The sequence below is a fragment of the Erwinia sp. Leaf53 genome, assembly GCF_001422605.1.
In the GTDB taxonomy this organism is placed as follows: Bacteria; Pseudomonadota; Gammaproteobacteria; order Enterobacterales; family Enterobacteriaceae; genus Erwinia.
The window spans coordinates 179,779-197,185 of sequence record NZ_LMLK01000025.1 but is presented as its reverse complement, the minus strand read 5'-3'; the positions used below and the strand labels follow the sequence as shown (position 1 = coordinate 197,185).

The 17,407-nt window shown below is 59.5% G+C and carries 15 protein-coding genes; 6 read left to right on the top strand and 9 right to left on the bottom strand.

Features of this window, described 5'->3' with window-relative positions; all coding sequences use genetic code 11:
• Positions 1-13 precede the first annotated feature (13 nt).
• Genes ASF13_RS20650 through ASF13_RS20630 form a run of 5 tightly spaced genes read left to right on the top strand, consistent with a single transcriptional unit; the run spans position 14 to position 6,096 of the window.
• Positions 14-1,003: a carbohydrate ABC transporter permease gene (locus ASF13_RS20650; protein WP_056241052.1), complete on the top strand. Its 990-nt coding sequence runs from the start codon at positions 14-16 to the stop codon at positions 1,001-1,003.
• Complete coding sequence (locus ASF13_RS20645; RefSeq protein WP_056241049.1) at positions 1,003-1,842, top strand: carbohydrate ABC transporter permease; 840 nt, start codon at positions 1,003-1,005, stop codon at positions 1,840-1,842. The genes ASF13_RS20650 and ASF13_RS20645 overlap by 1 nt, the downstream gene beginning before the upstream one ends.
• 28 nt (positions 1,843-1,870) lie before the next feature.
• A complete protein-coding gene (locus tag ASF13_RS20640; protein ID WP_056241047.1) occupies positions 1,871-3,232 on the top strand; it encodes an alpha-glucosidase in 1,362 nt (453 codons plus the stop codon).
• 58 nt (positions 3,233-3,290) lie between these two features.
• A complete protein-coding gene (locus tag ASF13_RS20635) occupies positions 3,291-4,403 on the top strand; it encodes an ABC transporter ATP-binding protein (RefSeq protein WP_056241045.1) in 1,113 nt (370 codons plus the stop codon).
• Positions 4,404-4,419: 16 nt separating this feature from the next.
• Entirely contained in the window at positions 4,420-6,096 is a 1,677-nt protein-coding gene (locus tag ASF13_RS20630) for an alpha-glucosidase (RefSeq protein ID WP_056241043.1), read from the top strand.
• Positions 6,097-6,169: 73 nt separating this feature from the next.
• Here the strand turns inward: ASF13_RS20630 and yieH are convergent, their stop codons facing one another.
• Both yieH and ASF13_RS20620 read right to left on the bottom strand, forming a co-directional pair.
• The gene (yieH, locus tag ASF13_RS20625; protein WP_056241040.1) at positions 6,170-6,832 is read right to left on the bottom strand and encodes a 6-phosphogluconate phosphatase; all 663 of its coding nucleotides are present in this window, start codon (positions 6,830-6,832) and stop codon (positions 6,170-6,172) included.
• Between the two features lie 105 nt (positions 6,833-6,937).
• The gene (locus ASF13_RS20620; protein ID WP_162237206.1) at positions 6,938-8,536 is read right to left on the bottom strand and encodes a PglL family O-oligosaccharyltransferase; all 1,599 of its coding nucleotides are present in this window, start codon (positions 8,534-8,536) and stop codon (positions 6,938-6,940) included.
• A 348-nt stretch (positions 8,537-8,884) separates the two neighbouring features.
• Between ASF13_RS20620 and ASF13_RS20615 the strand changes: the two genes are divergently transcribed.
• On the top strand, positions 8,885-10,198 hold the full coding sequence (locus ASF13_RS20615; RefSeq protein ID WP_056241034.1) for an NCS2 family permease: 1,314 nt from the start codon (positions 8,885-8,887) through the stop codon (positions 10,196-10,198).
• Positions 10,199-10,283: 85 nt separating this feature from the next.
• Here the strand turns inward: ASF13_RS20615 and ASF13_RS20610 are convergent, their stop codons facing one another.
• The 7 genes from ASF13_RS20610 to ASF13_RS20580 form a co-directional block, all read right to left on the bottom strand.
• Complete coding sequence (locus ASF13_RS20610; RefSeq protein WP_056241032.1) at positions 10,284-11,027, bottom strand: 4'-phosphopantetheinyl transferase superfamily protein; 744 nt, start codon at positions 11,025-11,027, stop codon at positions 10,284-10,286.
• Positions 11,028-11,283: 256 nt separating this feature from the next.
• Complete coding sequence (locus ASF13_RS20605) at positions 11,284-11,844, bottom strand: fimbrial protein (RefSeq protein WP_056241030.1); 561 nt, start codon at positions 11,842-11,844, stop codon at positions 11,284-11,286.
• The gene (locus tag ASF13_RS20600; protein WP_146005456.1) at positions 11,837-12,469 is read right to left on the bottom strand and encodes a fimbrial protein; all 633 of its coding nucleotides are present in this window, start codon (positions 12,467-12,469) and stop codon (positions 11,837-11,839) included. Before ASF13_RS20600 ends, ASF13_RS20605 begins: the two co-directional genes overlap by 8 nt.
• A gap of 38 nt (positions 12,470-12,507) precedes the next feature.
• The gene (locus ASF13_RS20595; RefSeq protein WP_056241026.1) at positions 12,508-13,251 is read right to left on the bottom strand and encodes a fimbria/pilus periplasmic chaperone; all 744 of its coding nucleotides are present in this window, start codon (positions 13,249-13,251) and stop codon (positions 12,508-12,510) included.
• 33 nt (positions 13,252-13,284) lie between these two features.
• The gene (locus tag ASF13_RS20590) at positions 13,285-15,822 is read right to left on the bottom strand and encodes an outer membrane usher protein (RefSeq protein WP_056241023.1); all 2,538 of its coding nucleotides are present in this window, start codon (positions 15,820-15,822) and stop codon (positions 13,285-13,287) included.
• 56 nt (positions 15,823-15,878) lie between these two features.
• Entirely contained in the window at positions 15,879-16,424 is a 546-nt protein-coding gene (locus ASF13_RS20585; protein ID WP_056241021.1) for a fimbrial protein, read from the bottom strand.
• Between the two features lie 66 nt (positions 16,425-16,490).
• Positions 16,491-17,024: a fimbrial protein gene (locus tag ASF13_RS20580; protein WP_056241018.1), complete on the bottom strand. Its 534-nt coding sequence runs from the start codon at positions 17,022-17,024 to the stop codon at positions 16,491-16,493.
• Positions 17,025-17,407 lie beyond the last annotated feature (383 nt).

Below are 17,407 nucleotides of genomic sequence, written 5' to 3'. Positions count from 1 at the left end.
CCGGAGCTGACCGATGAAACCTGAAACCCATGCACTTCCCCCGCAGGCCGCGCCTGTGGCCTCCCCGGCGGTCGCCGCCGCGCGCGGCCGCCTTAACTGGCAACAGCGGCGGCGACGCGTCGCCTGGCTGCTGGTGGCCCCCGCGCTGCTGCTGCTGGCCGCCGTGGCGGGCTGGCCGCTGCTGCGCACGCTGTTCTACAGCTTTACCGACGCGATGCTCGACGCGCCGGAGGAGTACCGCTTTGTTGGTCTGCGCAACTACCTTGACCCGCTGGCGGACGGGCAGACCTTCGGCATTCTGGCCGATCCCCAGTGGTGGCAGGCGGTGGGCAACACCCTGTGGTTCAGCGCCATTTCGGTGTCGCTGGAGCTGCTGTTCGGCCTGCTGCTGGCGCTGCTGATGAATCAGCGTTTTCGTGGCCAGGGGCTGGTACGCACCGCCATTCTGGTGCCATGGGCGATCCCGACCATCGTTACCGCCAAGATGTGGGGCTGGATGTTCCACGACCAGTACGGGGTGATTAACGACCTGCTGCTGAAAATCGGCGTCATCAGCACGCCGCTGGCGTGGGTGGCAGAACCCGACCTGTCGATGTGGGCGGTGATTGTCGCCGACGTGTGGAAAACCACGCCCTTTATGGCGCTGATGCTGCTGGCGGCGCTGCAGCTGATCCCCGGCGACCTCTACGAGGCGGCGCGGGTGGACGGTGCCGGGGCCTGGCAGCGCTTCCGCCGCATTACCCTGCCGCTGATTATGCCGGCGCTGATCGTGGCGCTGATTTTCCGGGTGATGGACGCGCTCAGGGTGTTTGACCTGATCTACGTGCTGACCTCCAACAGCGAGGCGACGGTTTCGGTCTCCGGCTATGCCCGCGACCAGCTGGTCAGCTACCAGCAGATGGGCGCGGGATCGGCGGCCTCGGTGCTGGTGTTTATGATGGTGGCCGGCATTGCGGCCTGTTTTCTGCTGATCGGACGCCTGAACGGGCGGGAGAGAGCGTAATGAAACTGCATTCACGGCTGACTGCTCATAACGTGTTGATTTACGGCGGTGCGGCGCTGGCCTGCCTTATCTGCCTGTTCCCGTTTTACTACGCCATCGTCACCTCGCTGCGCGGCGGCCAGGCGCTGTTCCAGGTGGCGTACCTGCCGGACGGCCTGCACTGGGATAACTACCGCAACGCGCTGCTGGAGAACGGCATGGCGCGCAGCCTGTTTAACTCGCTGCTGGTGGCGACGCTGACCGTCGGCCTCTGTCTGCTGGTGTCGATCACCGCCGCCTTTGCGCTGGCGCGCATCCCGTTTCGTGGCCGCAAGTTTCTGCTGTTCACCATTCTCTGCGTGTCGATGTTCCCACAGGTGGCGGTGCTCTCCGGCATGTTTGAGCTGGTGCGCTTTCTCGGCCTGTATGACTCGGTGGGCGCGCTGGTGCTCTCCTACACCACCTTCTCGCTGCCGTTCACCGTCTGGGTGCTGACCACCTTTATGAAGGCCATCCCGCCGGAGCTGGAGGAGGCGGCGATTGTCGACGGGGCCAGCACCTGGACCATTATCACCCGCATTTTCGTGCCGATTATGGGGCCATCGCTGGTCACCACCGGACTGCTGGCGTTTATCGGCGCGTGGAACGAATTTATGTTCGCCCTGACGTTTGTCATCTCCGGTGACAAGCGCACCGTGCCGGTAGCGATCGGCATGCTGCAGGGCGCTTCGCAGTACGAGCTGCCGTGGGGAACCATTATGGCCTCCTCGGTGATCGTCACCCTGCCGATCGTGGTGCTGGTGCTGATTTTCCAGCGGCGCATCGTCAGCGGTCTGACCAACGGTGCAGTTAAAGGTTGATGTTCTTTTTTCCTCAAGGAGTTAAGCAATGGCTACAAAAATCGTATTAGTCGGGGCAGGCAGCGCGCAGTTTGGTTACGGCACCCTCGGGGATATCTTCCAGAGTACCGCGCTGTACGGCAGTGAGATCGTGCTGCACGACATCAACCCGGCGTCGCTGGCGGTGACCGAGAAAACCGCGCGGGATTTCCTCGCGGCTGAGGATCTGCCGTTTATCGTCAGCGCCACCACCGACCGGCGCGAGGCGTTGAAAGGCGCGGAGTTTGTGATTATCTCCATCGAGGTGGGCGATCGCTTTGCGCTGTGGGATCTCGACTGGCAGATCCCGCAGCAGTTCGGCATTCAGCAGGTGTACGGCGAGAACGGCGGCCCCGGCGGCCTGTTCCACTCGCTGCGCATTATCCCACCGATCCTCGACATCTGCGCGGACGTGGCCGATCTCTGCCCGGATGCCTGGGTGTTTAACTACTCCAACCCGATGAGCCGCATCTGCACCACCGTGCATCGTCGCTTCCCGCAGCTGAACTTTGTCGGCATGTGCCACGAAATCGCCTCGCTGGAGCGCTATCTGCCGGAAATGCTCGGCACCTCGTTTGACAACCTGCAGCTGCGTGCTGCCGGTCTTAATCACTTCAGCGTGCTGCTGGAGGCGCGATATAAGGACAGCGGAGCCGACGCCTACGCTGACGTGCGCGCCAGAGCGCCGGACTATTTTGCCACCCTGCCGGGCTACAGCGATATCCTCGACTATGCGCGTACCCACGGCCAGCTGGTGGAGACCGAAGGCAGCACCGAGCGCGCCTGGCTGGGCGGCCGCGACAGCGCCAAACCCTGGGCCGACCGCACGCTGTTTAAGGAGGTGCTGGCGAAGTTCAACTACCTGCCGATCACCACCGACAGCCATTTTGGCGAGTATATCCGCTGGGCCAGCGAGGTCAGCGACCATCGCGGCATTCTCGATTTCTATACCTTCTACCGCAACTACCTGGGCCACGTGCAGCCGAAGATTGAGCTGAAGATGAAGGAGCGGGTGGTGGCGATTATTGAGGGCATCCTCAGCGATTCCGGCTACGAGGAGGCGGCGGTCAATATTCCCAACCGCGGCTATATCCGCCAGCTGCCGGAGTTTATCGCGGTGGAGGTGCCGGCGATTATCGACCGCAAAGGGGTGCACGGCATCAGCGTCGATATCCCGCCGGGTATCGCCGGGCTGCTGACCAATCAGATCGGCGTACACGATCTGACCGCCGAGGCGATCCTTAACCAGTCGCGCGACCTGGTGGTGCAGGCGCTGCTGGTGGATTCGGTTAACGACAAATGCAAAGCGATCCCGGAGCTGGTCGATCTGATGATTGCCCGCCAGCGCCCGTGGCTCGACTACCTGAAGTAAACCCGTGCGCAGGGGCGGCTGCCCCTGCACAGGCTCATTGAAATCAGCAGGGGGCGTGATGGCGCAACTGACTCTGAACAAACTGCAAAAGCAGTACGGCAACCATATCCAGGTGATTAAATCGCTGGATTTACAGATTAACAGCGGCGAATTTGTGGTGATCGTCGGCCCGTCCGGCTGCGGCAAGTCAACGCTGCTGCGGATGATTGCCGGGCTGGAAGCGATCGGCAGCGGCGAGATGCTGATCGACGGCAGCCGGGTTAACGAACATACCCCGGCGGAGCGCGGCGTCGGTATGGTGTTCCAGTCCTATGCGCTTTACCCGCATATGAACGTGTTTAAAAACATGGCGTTCCCGCTGGAGATGGCCGGCGTGGATGCCGCTGAGATCGCCCGTCGGGTGAATGAAACCGCCAGCGCGCTGCAGCTGGAGCCGCTGCTGCAGCGGCGGCCGAAAGATCTCTCCGGCGGCCAGCGTCAGCGGGTGGCGATGGGGCGCGCCATCGTGCGCGAGCCGCGGCTGTTCCTGTTTGACGAGCCGCTCTCCAACCTTGACGCCTCGCTGCGCGTGCAGATGCGTATGGAGGTGGCGGCGCTGCACCGGCGGCTGCGCTCGACCATTATTTACGTCACCCACGATCAGGTGGAGGCGATGACGCTGGCCGACCGCATTGTGGTGCTGAATCAGGGGCGTATTGAGCAGGTGGGCACGCCGCTTGAGCTGTATGACCAGCCGGCCAATACCTTTGTGGCGCAGTTTATCGGCTCACCGAAAATGAACCTGATGCCGGCCACCCTGCAGCGGGCGGGGGCGGCGCAGAGCCTGGTGGCGCTGGATAACGGCAAAACCCTGCTGCTGCCGGTGGCCACCCCGCAGGCGGCGCAGGGGCAGCGCGTCAGCGTCGGCATCCGCCCGGAGCATATCCTCAGCGGCGGCGACCGCGCCTGTGAATATCAGGGCAAGGTGCTGTTCGTTGAGCAGATGGGCAATGAAACCTACCTTTATCTGGATAACGGCAGCGGCGGTGAGCCGTGGGTGGTGCGCCACCCGGATCGCCTGCGGCTGACGGCGGGCGACACGCTCGGCATTCACCTGCCGCCCGAGTGCTGCTATCTGTTTGACCCTGACGGGCAGGCGTTTCCGCGCCTGCTGCCCGCACAACCTCACTAATGTAAGGCGGTAATCTGTGAATCAGTTAACCACGGCGCGCTGGTGGAAAGAGGCGGTGGCCTATCAAATCTACCCGCGCAGCTTTATGGACAGTAACGGCGACGGCATCGGCGATCTTAACGGCATCACCGCACGGCTCGACTACCTGCAGTGGCTGGGTATTGACGTCATCTGGCTCTGCCCGATGTACCCGTCGCCGAACGACGATAACGGCTACGATATCAGCGACTATCAGGGGATTATGGCCGAGTTCGGCACCATGGCCGACTTTGACCGCCTGCTGGCGGAGGTGCACGCACGCGGTATGCGGCTGATCCTCGACCTGGTGGTCAATCACACCTCGGACGAGCACCCGTGGTTTATTGAGTCGCGATCGTCACGTGATAGCGAAAAGCGCGGCTGGTATATCTGGCGCGACGGTAAAGCGGGCCGTGAGCCGAACAACTGGGAGAGCATCTTCAGCGAATCGGCGTGGAAATATGATGCGGGTAGCGATCAGTACTTTATGCATCTGTTTTCGGCGCGCCAGCCGGACCTTAACTGGGAAAATCCGGCCACCCGCCATGCGCTGTACGACATGATGCGCTGGTGGCTGGAGAAGGGCATCGACGGCTTCCGCATCGACGCCATCTGCCATATGAAGAAGCAGCCGGGGCTGATGGATCTGCCAAACCCGCACGGGCTGGCTTACGTGCCCTCCTTCGACGCGCACCTTAACTTCCCCGGCCTGCTCGATTTTGTCGATGAGATGAGCGAGCAGGTGTTTAACCGCTACGACATTATGACGGTGGGTGAAATGAACGGCGCCTCGGCGGAGCAGGCCGAAGCCTGGGTCGGCGAGCGGCATCAGCGGCTGAATATGATCTTCCAGTTTGAGCACGTCAAGCTGTGGCAGGACAATCCGCCGCCCGCCGACGGGCCGGGCATCAACGTGCCGGCGCTGAAGCAGATCTTTACCCGCTGGCAGACGCAGCTGGAGGGGAAAGGCTGGAACGCGCTCTACGTCGAAAACCACGATATCCCGCGCGTGGTGTCGCACTGGGGTGATGATAAACAGTATCTGCGCGAGAGCGCCACGGCGATTGCCGCCATGTACTTCCTGATGCAGGGGACGCCCTTTATCTATCAGGGCCAGGAGCTGGGAATGACCAACACCCGCTTCGCCAGCCTGAATGATTTCCAGGATATCGCGGCGCGTAACCGGGCGATCAGGCTGCAGCAGCAGGGCGTGGCGGATGCCGATATCCTGGCGATGCTCAGCCGCATCTGCCGTGATAACTCGCGCACGCCGATGCAGTGGAGCGCGGAGCACAACGCCGGTTTCACCACCGGCACGCCGTGGCTGGCGACCAGCGTCAATTATCCGGCGATTAACGTTGCGCAGCAGCGGGAGGATAAGCAGTCGGTGCTCAGCTTCTACCGGGCGCTGATCGCGCTGCGTAAGGCCTCACCGGCGCTGGTTTACGGGCAGTACCAGCTGCGGCTGGCGGAGCATCCGGCGATTTACGCCTATACGCGCAGGCAGGATCGGCAGCAGTATCTGGTGCTGACCAACCTGAGCGGCGTGTCGCAGCAGGTCGATCCTGCGCAGCTGGCGTTAGAGGGCTGGCAGCGGGTGCTGGGCAACTACCCTGATGACGGCGAGCTGCAGCTGCTGCGGCCGTGGGAGGCGCGGGTGTACCGGCATCAGTAACGCCAGACGCAGAACGCAGGTTCCGCGTCTTTTTTACCGGGTTCCTGCGCTGGCGGCAGTCAAACCCGGCCCGTTAACGCGTTAATTCCCAGCCGCGCTCGCGCCACAGCGCGGGCAGCTGATCCAGCGCGGTAAACGGCGTCACCAGCGGGTGATCGATAACCGGATTGTGCGCGTCGGCGCAGTAGTAAAATACCGGGATGCCGGCAGCAATGCCGGCCTGTGCCCCGGCTTCGGAGTCATCCACCAGAATGCAGCGGCGGATATCCACGCCCATCTTCGCTGCCGCGTGAAACATTAACCCGGGTTCCGGTTTCCAGTGCTGAATATCATAGCCGCTGTACAGCCGGTCATCAAAATAGCGCCGCAGCCCGGTCAGCCCCAGCGAGTGCTGCATTTTCGGCACCGTACCGTTGGAGACCACGCACACCGGCACCGCTATCTGCGCCAGCAGCGCCTCTGCGCCGGCGATCGGCTGCAGCTCCAGGTCAAACAGCCGCGCCACCTCAGCGCGATACTCAGGCTCCAGCACGCTGACTGGCGTACTGAGCTGATGCTCGCGGCAGACGTCGGCGATAATGTCATACAGCTTCACGCCTTTGTATCTTTCAAACATGGTCTGCAGCGACAGTTGCGCGCCGTGGCGGGCAAAGGTGTTGACGTAGGCCTGGGTGCAGAGCAGTTCGCTGTCCACCAGCGTGCCGTCACAGTCAAAAAAGATGCAGTCGGGTGACATTCGTCCGTCCTTAACGGTGAGAAAAGAACCTTCACTTTACGCGATCGTGAATGGATTGCGACCCCGAATGCGCCGGGCCCCGGCGCCCGGCGGGCGCGAACAGTGTCAGAAAAATCGCGCATCCTTCGGGTACAGCAGATGCGCCATCTGGCGATAGCGCCCGGCCTCCTGCTGTTTTCCCTGATACTGCAGCACCAGGATCAGACTGGCGTAAACGTTATGATCCACCCGGTAGCGCAGATAGCCGCTGGCCCAGCGGCGGTACTCTTCCAGCAGGCGCGGATCGCGGCTGTCGTTAAAGGCCAGCAGCAGCGCAACGTGACGGTCATACTGCCAGCGATCCTGGTTCAGCCAGCGCTCTGCGGGCGACAGCTGCTGCAGTGCGGCGGGGTGCTGAAAGCCGCTAAGCTCCACGGCGGTCAGCTGCTGGTTGCCGCGCCAGATCAGGCCGGTCACCAGCACCAGCAGTGCGGCAAGCAGCCGTATGCCGTTTCTGAACAGCGGAACAACCCGCCGGTGCACAGGACGCCAGCGCCACGCTTCGCCGCTGGCACGTTCCGCCACGGCCAGCAGCAGTAAAAACAGCAGTGCATGGACGGTGGACATATAAAACGGCCACTCCAGCTGGGTGTGGATCAGCAGCGGCAGCAGCGACAGGCACAGTGCGGTTGCCTGCCCGGCGCGGCGGTCGCCGCGCGCACTCCGCCTGCGATCGGCGCGGCGTGCGCGTGCCAGCAGGCGCACGCCGGCGAACAGCAGGATCAGCATCGCCGCCAGTCCGCAAATGCCGCCCTCCACCCACCACAGCAGCACTTCGTTATGCGGGTGCTCGGCAATTTCAGTGACCCGGGTCGGGATGGGCTGGGTGACGCGAAAATGCTGGAAAGCGTATTCAAAGCTGCCGTAACCCCAGCCGCCGAGCGGGTGCTGCGCGATCATGCGCAGCGTGTCGATCAGCATGGTTCGGCGCGCGTGGTTAGACCCCTGGTGATCGATAACCGACAGCGTCATCTCACCCGACTGTAACAGGCAGAGCGCCGCCACGGTGCCGACGGTAATCAGCGCGACGGCCAGGCGGCTGCGCTGGCGATCGTAATGGCCGCACAGTGTAAACAGCAGCAGCGTTACCCCCGCGCCGCCGATCCACGCTGCCCGCGACTGCAGCCAGACCAGCAGCGCAGGAAACAGCAGCAGCAGGAGCATCAGCGCGGCCTGTCGCCAGCGCTCCCGCCGGGGACTGGGCAGGCGGAAGCCGGGCAGAATGGTCAGCAGCAGCGCCAGCCCCAGCCCGGTGGCGATAGCGCTGCCCAGCACGTTAACCTGCTGGAAGATCCCGCCGGGACGACCGTCGGTGGGGGGAACCCAGCTCAGCTGGGGGAGAAACAGCTGCAGCAGAACAATAAACGCCTCGGCTGCGATGAGCAGCAATACGCCGCTGAGCAGCCGCTGCAGGTGGCGCGGCGCGGTAAGCGGCAGCTGTAGCAGGGCAAAATAGCACAACACCGCCGTTGCCACGGCGGCCATCCGCAGGCTGGCTTTGTCAGCAAACTGCGCGTCGGTAAACGGCAGCGGCAGCAGCGCCAGCAGCGTAGCCAGCAGCAGCAGCATGCCGCCGGGGGTCAGGGTGAGATGGTGACTGCGGAGCCGTTTAAGAAAAGCGAATAACAACAGCGTAGACAGCACGAAGACGGTCAGGATATTCATCGGTAACTGCAGGCCGGTTCCCCCCAGATTCGGAGTGAACAGCGTCAGCGGAAGCAGAAAGAGTAAAACGATTGAGCCATATTTTACCATGGTGAAAATTCTCAGAGTCCCTGATGAGAAGAGCCGGGAAAATAGCAGAAATCGTCCGCTATAAAATGTCGCATTGCGCGATGGGATCGTCTGACAGCCGGTTAACCCCGCCGTAAGTACTCTGTGTGGCGTAATCCCCGTCATTTGGTGCAGAACAAGGCGCAATCGGTTGCGAAAAAACCGGCTCAGACTCATCCCAAACGGACTTTTATCGGGTAGGATAGCCCCCGACATTTTTCTCCGTTCTGGAAACACACAATGACCAATCCCGGGCTGTTACAACGGATTTTTAAACTGCAGGAGCATGGCACCACCGCGCGTACCGAGGTGATTGCCGGTTTCACCACCTTCCTGACCATGGTGTATATCGTTTTCGTTAACCCGCAGATCCTCGGCGTGGCCGGCATGAATACCCAGGCGGTGTTTGTCACCACCTGCCTGATTGCCGCCTTCGGCAGCATTCTGATGGGGCTGGTGGCTAACCTGCCGGTGGCGCTGGCACCGGCGATGGGCCTGAACGCCTTCTTCGCTTTTGTGGTGGTCGGCGCGATGGGTATTTCCTGGCAGGTGGGCATGGGTGCCATCTTCTGGGGGGCGGTCGGCCTGCTGCTGCTGACCATTTTCCGCGTGCGTTACTGGATGATTGCCAATATCCCGCTCAGCCTGCGCGTCGGCATTACCGCCGGCATCGGCCTGTTTATCGCCATGATGGGGCTGAAAAACGCCGGTATCGTGGTGCCGAACAAAGACACGCTGGTGGCGGTAGGCGATCTGACCTCGCACAGCGTGCTGCTGGGGGCGCTGGGCTTCTTTATTATCGCCGTGCTGGCTTCGCGCAACGTGCACGCGGCGGTGCTGGTCTCCATCGTGGTGACCACCGGCATTGGCCTGGCGATTGGCGACGTGAAGTACGGCGGCGTGTTCTCCATGCCGGCGGGCGTCGGTGCGGTAGTGGGTGAAGTGAACCTGAAGGACTCGCTGAACGTCGGCATGGCCGGGATTATCTTCTCGTTTATGCTGGTTAACCTGTTTGACTCCTCCGGAACCCTGATCGGCGTCACCGACAAGGCCGGGCTGACCAATGAAAAGGGCACCTTCCCGCGCATGAAGCAGGCGCTGTACGTTGACAGCATCAGCTCGGTGGCCGGTTCGTATATCGGCACCTCATCCGTAACCGCCTATATCGAAAGCTCTTCCGGCGTCTCCATCGGTGGCCGCACCGGCCTGATGGCGGTGGTGACCGGTGTGCTGTTCCTGCTGGTGATGTTCCTCTCGCCGCTGGCAGGCATGGTGCCGGCGTATGCGGCGGCAGGTGCACTGATCTACGTCGGCGTGCTGATGACCTCCAGCCTGGCTCGGGTGAAGTGGGACGATCTGACCGAAGCAGTACCGGCGTTCGTTACCGCGGCGATGATGCCGTTCAGCTTCTCGATTACCGAAGGTATCGCGCTGGGCTTTATCTCTTACTGCGTGATGAAGCTGGGTACGGGTCGCTGGCGTGAAATCAGCCCGTGCGTGGTGGTGGTTGCGCTGCTGTTCGTGCTGAAAATCGTCTTTATCGACGCGCACTGAGTGATGACCGGGTGGCCTTCGCGCTGCCCGGTTTTACCAGCGTAGCCTGAACGCTGGCTCAGTCACGGGTTGACCGGGTTAACCGTTAGTGAGAGTGCGGCGTTTTTTCCGGCGGCAGGCTGGTCAGGCGCAGCATACGCGGCCCCATATTCTGCGCCAGCACGTTGATATCCTGCAGCGATTCCCAGCTCTCCTGGCCATCGAACTCCCATAACCGCAGTCGATCGGTGCCGGGGGACAGCGCACAGGACCATACCATTACCGACTCCACATCGCACAACGCCTGAATATCGGGTGAGACCGCGGAGCGTAAACGCCCGGATGCCGGGTGCAGCCGCAGCGAGTCGTTGCCTTTCTCTCCTTCTCCGGTCAGCTTGAGGATACTCTGACGCAGCGTCCACAGCTGTGTGGCAGCCTCTATCTGGTCATTCTGTGCGCGGACCCAGGCAACTTCTGCGGAGGTCAGGCACTGAAAGTAGTGCTCCAGCGTCTGGCGGCTGTGTGCCCGTACGATCTCCATATCCAGCCCGGCGCGGCTACCCTCTTCGGCCAGCAGCACACCCACCGTATTACCGGCGTAAGCAAGGCTGAAATCGGGCAGGTCGGCATCGGCAAAAGCGGGACGTCCGTCGGTGAGGGTGGTCAGTTCGGGAAGTCTGTTAATGCCGTAGATACGCAGCAACAGCTCGGCCAGCAGGGTGCGGGCGGCAAGAAAACGGCTGCGGCGGCGTTCGTCAAAGTCGTAAGCGTACTCGACTAACGCCAGCGGCAGGCGGTGTACCCGGGGTTTGCTCTGGACCAGGGTCCAGCGCGCAAAATGACTTGCCATCTGTCGCTCCGTGAAAATGGTCGGATAATCATCAGCTCCTATTGTAAGAATTTTCTTAGGTGTTTGCATCACGCAAACGCGATTGTCGACAAAATTCGGATTTATGACCGATAAAGGGGATTGACCAGGGGGCGCGGGATGCTGTCCGGCAGCCGGTTTGCGGACCTTGCTGTCGGATGATGGCAGGCTATTGAGAGGTGTGCTGTCCGCATAGCGTGATATGCGGACGGCTGCATTAGCGTTTACAGCAGGGCGTCTATTCGTACTCGGCAAGCAGCGTGGCGGTAGCGCTGAATGCACCGGGCTTAATCGCGCCTGCGGGATTTTTGATCGGCATTGCGGACATTATCCCGTCATCTTCAGCCGGGAGAGCCAGCGGCTTGTTAAGCTGCATCGGCTGGCCGCCCTTGTAAATAAGGATCCCCAGATTATCCATATCGGTTTGCAGTGTGGCATTGTTGGTGGCAAAAGAGGCGGGCGTGCCTTTGAGGGTGAGCTGTATTGTCCTGCCCGTCATATCGCCCTTGCCGCAGTCGATTTTGTAGTAAAAAACCCGGGCATATTGTTTATCGTAGATTTTATCAATATTGATATTTTCGCCAAAATTGACTGCAATATCCCCGCCGTCCGGTGCTGTTACCTTACAGACGGGTGCAAGCACGGTGACCTTAATGGTAATGTCGGACTGGGCGGTCCCTGCCGCTGCGATACCGGTCCAGCCGGTGAGCAGACTCAGCATCAGTAGCATCGCGTGGTGAAGGCTGCCGCCCGCCGAACGAGGAGCGGGTGCGATTAACCCGGTTGTAAATTCAGTCATAGATCATCCTGAAATCGACGCTGGCGTGGTAAGCGCCCGCTTTTAGTGGGGCGGGCGTTCTGACGGGCGTAACCGTCCAGCTCAGTTGATCCTGGCCCGGTGAGAGCAACAGCGGTATTGCGCGCTGGTTAAGCGGCAGAAGCCGGCCGTGGCTGTCACTCAGCCGCAGTGCCAGGCCGCCCGTGCCCTTTACCTGCACGTACTCAGGGACATCCGCGTCGCTGTTGCCAGAAAAGTAAACCGAAACGGCGGGCTGCATACTGCTCCATGTCAGCGCGCCGGTGCGGGGATCGCGCACGGCAGAACGGCCACGTACGCACTCTTTCAGCATTAGCTTAAACGTGACCGGGGTGGCGCGATCGCCTGGATGCAGCAGCTTTGCACTGTCGGTGTTGCCGAGTTCGATGGTCTGATGCAGGCTTTCCATCTCCAGCCTGCAGGCGCTTTCCGTCAGCGATCCGTACACCTCGAGCGTGCCGCTCATCTCATCCTGAACCCGGGTCTCATCCGCCCGGACGGAGGCGATGTTAAGCCCGCCCGCCATCGCGGCCATCAGGGCCAGCGTTTGACATCCGGCGGCTCGCCTGCACGCCTGCAAAAAGAGTCCGCTTATCCTGTAATGCATCTCCCGTCTCCCTGTGGGTGCGGTGAAACAGAGTGGCCTTAGCTGCCTGATTTGCCCGTCTGGACGTGGCAGATGTTACCGGTGCAGGTAAAGCTCAATGCCGGACGGCCGCCGTAATCATCGACAAAGGTCAGCACCGGGCTGCTACCCAGCTGGCTGGCTGAAACGTTCAGTTCGCCACTGCTTTTAGGCGCGACCATCAGCGGCCTGAAGTTATCCAGCCCCTTACCGTGGCTGCTGGCCGCACCGTCAATCAGCGTGATGTAGTAGCCGGTGGGGTTATTCACCACGTAGCGATCGCCCTGGCGGGTCAGCGTCAGCTGTTCCTGAGGGCGCGGCGCGTTTTGCTGCTGGCGCAGCGTGGCGGGGCGGTAAAACAGCTTGATGCGCGTCTGCAACGCAATCTGCAGCGTGTTGGCCTTTTCGCTCTTTGGTGGGATCTCGCGCAGATTAAAGTAGTAGAGGGTTTCACGATCCTGCGGCAGCGTACTGGCTGCCGGCAACGCCTGCAGCCTGACCTGACTCTTGCTGCCCGGTTCCACGCGCTGCAGTGGCGGCAGCACCGTTAACGGCGACGCGATTTTTTTGCCCTGCGCATCTTCAATCCACGCCTGCGCCAGGTAAGGCAGCTTCGGGTTCTGATTACTGATGCTCAGGCTGACCGACTTCGCGTTGCCGTCAAACACCACACGGGTTCGGTCCAGAGCAATGGCGGCTGTTGCCTGTTGGGCGGCCAGCGCGCTGGTGAAGATCGCCAGCGCTACGATTTTTTTGGTAAACATGGAAACTCCGTTACTGATTAATATGTTAAGTGCTTAATTTTTATCTGGTGCGTCTGCACCTGCGGCGGGCAGATGGCAGGGTAGCAGCAGCATCTGGCTGAGCATGTCTTCTGGCAGGGGATCGGGGAGGCGTATTTCGCACTGCGTTTTGCCCTCCCAGCGTACCAGCATGGTTTCACCCGCTTTGATTCCACTCAGGTAAGCGCTGCCGCCGTCGTTAACCAGCCCGATATCCTGCCGGCGGGCGTTGACTACCGTGGCACCAAACGGCGGCGTGCTGCCGTCTGGCAGCTTGATGGTCGCCATCGCTTTGGCACCGGAAATCACGTTGAACTGGCGATAGCCAATCGCGCCTTCGGTCAGCGTGGCCTGCACCACAGAGGTCAGCGCTTCGGCGTTGTCGCCCAACTGGTCGAGATCGATGCGTGCGCTGTTGCGGTAATAGCTGCTGACGTCAGCCACTACCGCCTTCCCGAAGTAATTGGTGTGCACGTTGCTGCCGTAGCCCTGCACCGGGATGTCGCTCACGCCGTCGGTATCCACCAGCAGTCGGGTGCCACCCGTAATGTTGTTGCGGTGCAGCGCACCACCTCTGGCGGTGAGCGTCATGCCGCCCTGGGCCGTCAGCCCCAGGGCGGTGTAATCGTCCTGGTTATAACTGGCGTTAGCGCTGACGTGGGCGATATCGCCGTCGTGATTCCAGAAGCCACTCAGACGCGTGCCGCGACGTGCGTTACCGGCACTCAGCGAGTAGTTATCGTTGCGGTTCAGCCGGTCGTTCCAGGTCAGATTCTGGCTGTTGTCCTTACCAGCAAGGTTCATGTTGTAGCCAATGGTGCTGCTATCACCCCATGGAATGGAGAGCGAAAGATACATGCCGTCATCATTGCGCTGGTTATAGCGGTTGCGGTAAGCCGAAAGTGACAGGCTGACCGAGCGCAGATTCCACAGGTCGAAGTAGCGTGACAGCATCAGGTTGTAACGATCGTTAGCCGGCCTGTCCCAGTAAGTCTGATGCGTCCAGGTGAAGTACGACGACAGTCCGAGGTCGCGGAACTGCTTATTCAGCGTGATGGTGTACATCTGCTTGCCCTTACCGCGACGCTCACCACCGCTTTTCACGTCAAGGTACTCTGACATGCTCATATAGTCCTCCTGCGAGAAGCGGTAGCCGGCAAAGGTGATCTGGCTGTCATACTCGTCGAAGGTTTTCGCGTAGCTCAGGCGGTAGGAGCCCCCGCTCAGCGTCTTACCCTGATGCGGTAGCTGTGCCCATGACTGGGTGGCATCCAGCGACAGGGCGCCAAGGAACAGCAGGTCACGGCCAACGCCCAGCGACAGCGCGTGATATTTTCCGCCGCTGATACCGCTGCCATAAAGTGACCAGCCGTTGCTGACCCCCCAGGTAAACTCACCGGCACCAAACATCGGCCCGTTAGTACGGTGTTTCCAGTCTGAGGGTTTACCGCTGGCGACGCTGTAGCGGATAGTGCCCGGGCGAGCCAGATAGGGAATGCTCGCCGTATTGACGGTAAATGCCTGCACGCTGCCATCCTGCTCTTCCACGCGCACGTCCAGCTGGCCGGTGACCGCATCGCTCAAATCCTGAATACGAAACGGACCCGCCGCGACCTGGGATTCATACAGCACTCTGCCCTGCTGGCTGATGACCACTTTGGCATTGGTTCGCGCCACCCCGGTGACTTCAGGTGCGTAGCCGCGTAAATTCGGCGGCAACATATTGTCATCAGAACGCAGGCTGGCGCCGGTGTAACGCAAGCTGTCAATCAACCGCATATCAAGGTAATCCTCTCCCAGCGTCAGCTTTGACCGCAGCGAGGTCAGCGCACGCCAGGCGTAATAGCGGCTCCAGTCAAACGAGTGGTTTGATGAGGCGTTTGCCAGACCGCTCTGGCGATCGGCGCGGCCCTGCCAGTCGGCACGCAGACGCCAGGCCCCGAGGTTGGCACCCAGCGTACCGTTGCCGCTGATGTTAAGCTGACGGCTACCGTGGTGCTGTCTTTGTTGCTGAACGTTAAGGTTATAATCAAGCAGCAGGCCGGGAATGCCGTTGTCCCAGCTGGAAGGGGGATCCCAGTCGTCACTGGCATATTCCAGCCACGCCTGCGGAATACTGATATAGAGTGATGAGGTGGCGAGATCGCCGTTCACCTGCAGTCCTTTCAGGCTGTCTGGCTCAAGACATTGATTCTTCATCCATTTAAGATTTTTTATCACGCCTTCTTTCAGGCCGAACTTTCTGACCAGTTCAGGCGTCAGGCAGGCAACGCTCGATTTGTCATCCTGGCTGTTGGCCATAAAGGTCACCGGCATTTCTGCCAGGCTGGTTTTGTTAACCTGTACCGACATGGTGTAATCGCCGGGCATAATATAGCCCTTACGCGAGAACTGACTCAGATCAACATTTTTACGGTCGTTAATATCCAGAACGTCCATGTTGAACTGAATGTCGTCACTGGCGATTAAGTACCCTGGGAAAGACAGCGCCAGCGCAATGAAGGCGGCTAATATATTTTTCCGCTTCAGCTTCCTTGCTGATAATTGTTTCATCATGAACCTGTTTTTTGTTTTTTGGTATGAAACGTCACGGGTTGAAGTCTGGACAGTTAAAAATAATCCAGTCTGAAACGGATAGTGGCAAAATAATCACCGGCAATTAACGGTTGCTGATTTCTTACAGGCGTCAGGAAATAGCGCAACTGCATTTGATCAGGTGAAACAGTTTGTACAGGAAGTGCTTTGCCGGTGGTGGCAATGTTTCCGGCATCATCGCCTATCTGCAGCGCCACGCCTGAGGCTGTTCCCTGCAGTGTAAAGAGTGAGCCGCGACCACTCCCCTCAAAAGTTGTCTGAAATCCCTTCAGCTGCCTCTGACGGGCATCCGTGTGATCCAGCATGCAATGGATTAAATGAATCGTAAAACGCTGTGGGGTACCTCTTCCCAGGCTGGCCAGAGAGGAAACGGGCAGCGTACCAAGGCTGATACTCTGCTGCAGGTCTTTCATGGCAATGGTACAGGCGCTGTTAATAATTGTGCCCTGCATATTCACCGTTCCCTCTTCCTGCTGGGTAGCCATGGCCAGAGGGCAAAGTGACCAGACCGCCAGCATGAGTGGTGCAATACAGAAAGTGTTGCTCAAGATGAAAGACATAACCGCGTCCTGTGACAGTATCAACGTGCGGGTTGTGGCCGCACGTTGTAATTCAACGGCTAAAACTTATTCGTAAGCCATCTGGAAGTTGGCAACAGCGGTGAAATCGCCTGGGGTGATACTGGGTGATGAAGATTTGGTCGCCTGAACATAGGCTTTGAAATTCAGCGTCTGGTCACCGGCCAGCTTAACTGACTGACTGGCGCTGCCGAGGTTAAGTTTTGTTCCGGACTGATCTTCGAACATGATACCGGCATCAGAAGAGTTGCCGGTTAAGGCCAGCATTTTACTGTCTTCTGCAGCCGCGTTACCCGTGAAGGTGACCGTCACGTTATTTTTCTTGGCCGTTTCGCCAAACTCACAGTTTTCCAGTTTGATGTTGATGTCAACCGGCGTTGAATGCTTGCCTGTTTTCAGCATCGCATTGGAGATGGCACCCAGCTGAATATCTTGTTTTAGTGACTCATTGGCGATAGAGCAGGGAGCATCAATAATAGAGCCGCTGAATGAGATCTGGCCACCGCCCTGGTTGGCTGCCTGTGCCATGGAGAGAGAGCCAAAAGTCATGGCCGCGGCCAGCATGATTTTATTCAGTTTCATTTAAAATGTATCCTTACGGTGATGTGTTAAGTCTGTTCAGAAAAATGCGCCCAGGGGTAATAACTGCCAGAGATTACTCAGTTATTTACCCAGGGATTCCCCTGAAAAAGTCAATTCATATTGAACGGGATAGAAACAGTGAGTGGACAATATAAAATCAAGGTGGTTGATTTTTATATTGGTGTTTGGCTCTCAACTATCCCGCAGCGTAGTTAATGAGCCAACGCGCTGAATTCTTACACGATCCGGTTTCTATTACAAGACTCAATACTTAACGTCCGGGCGTCTTTATTATACTTCGATATTAGTATTAAATTTTAAGGGGTTTATTTTTATATAATATCGCAGTAATGATTATATTTTTTTGTGGCAGATTAAAATAT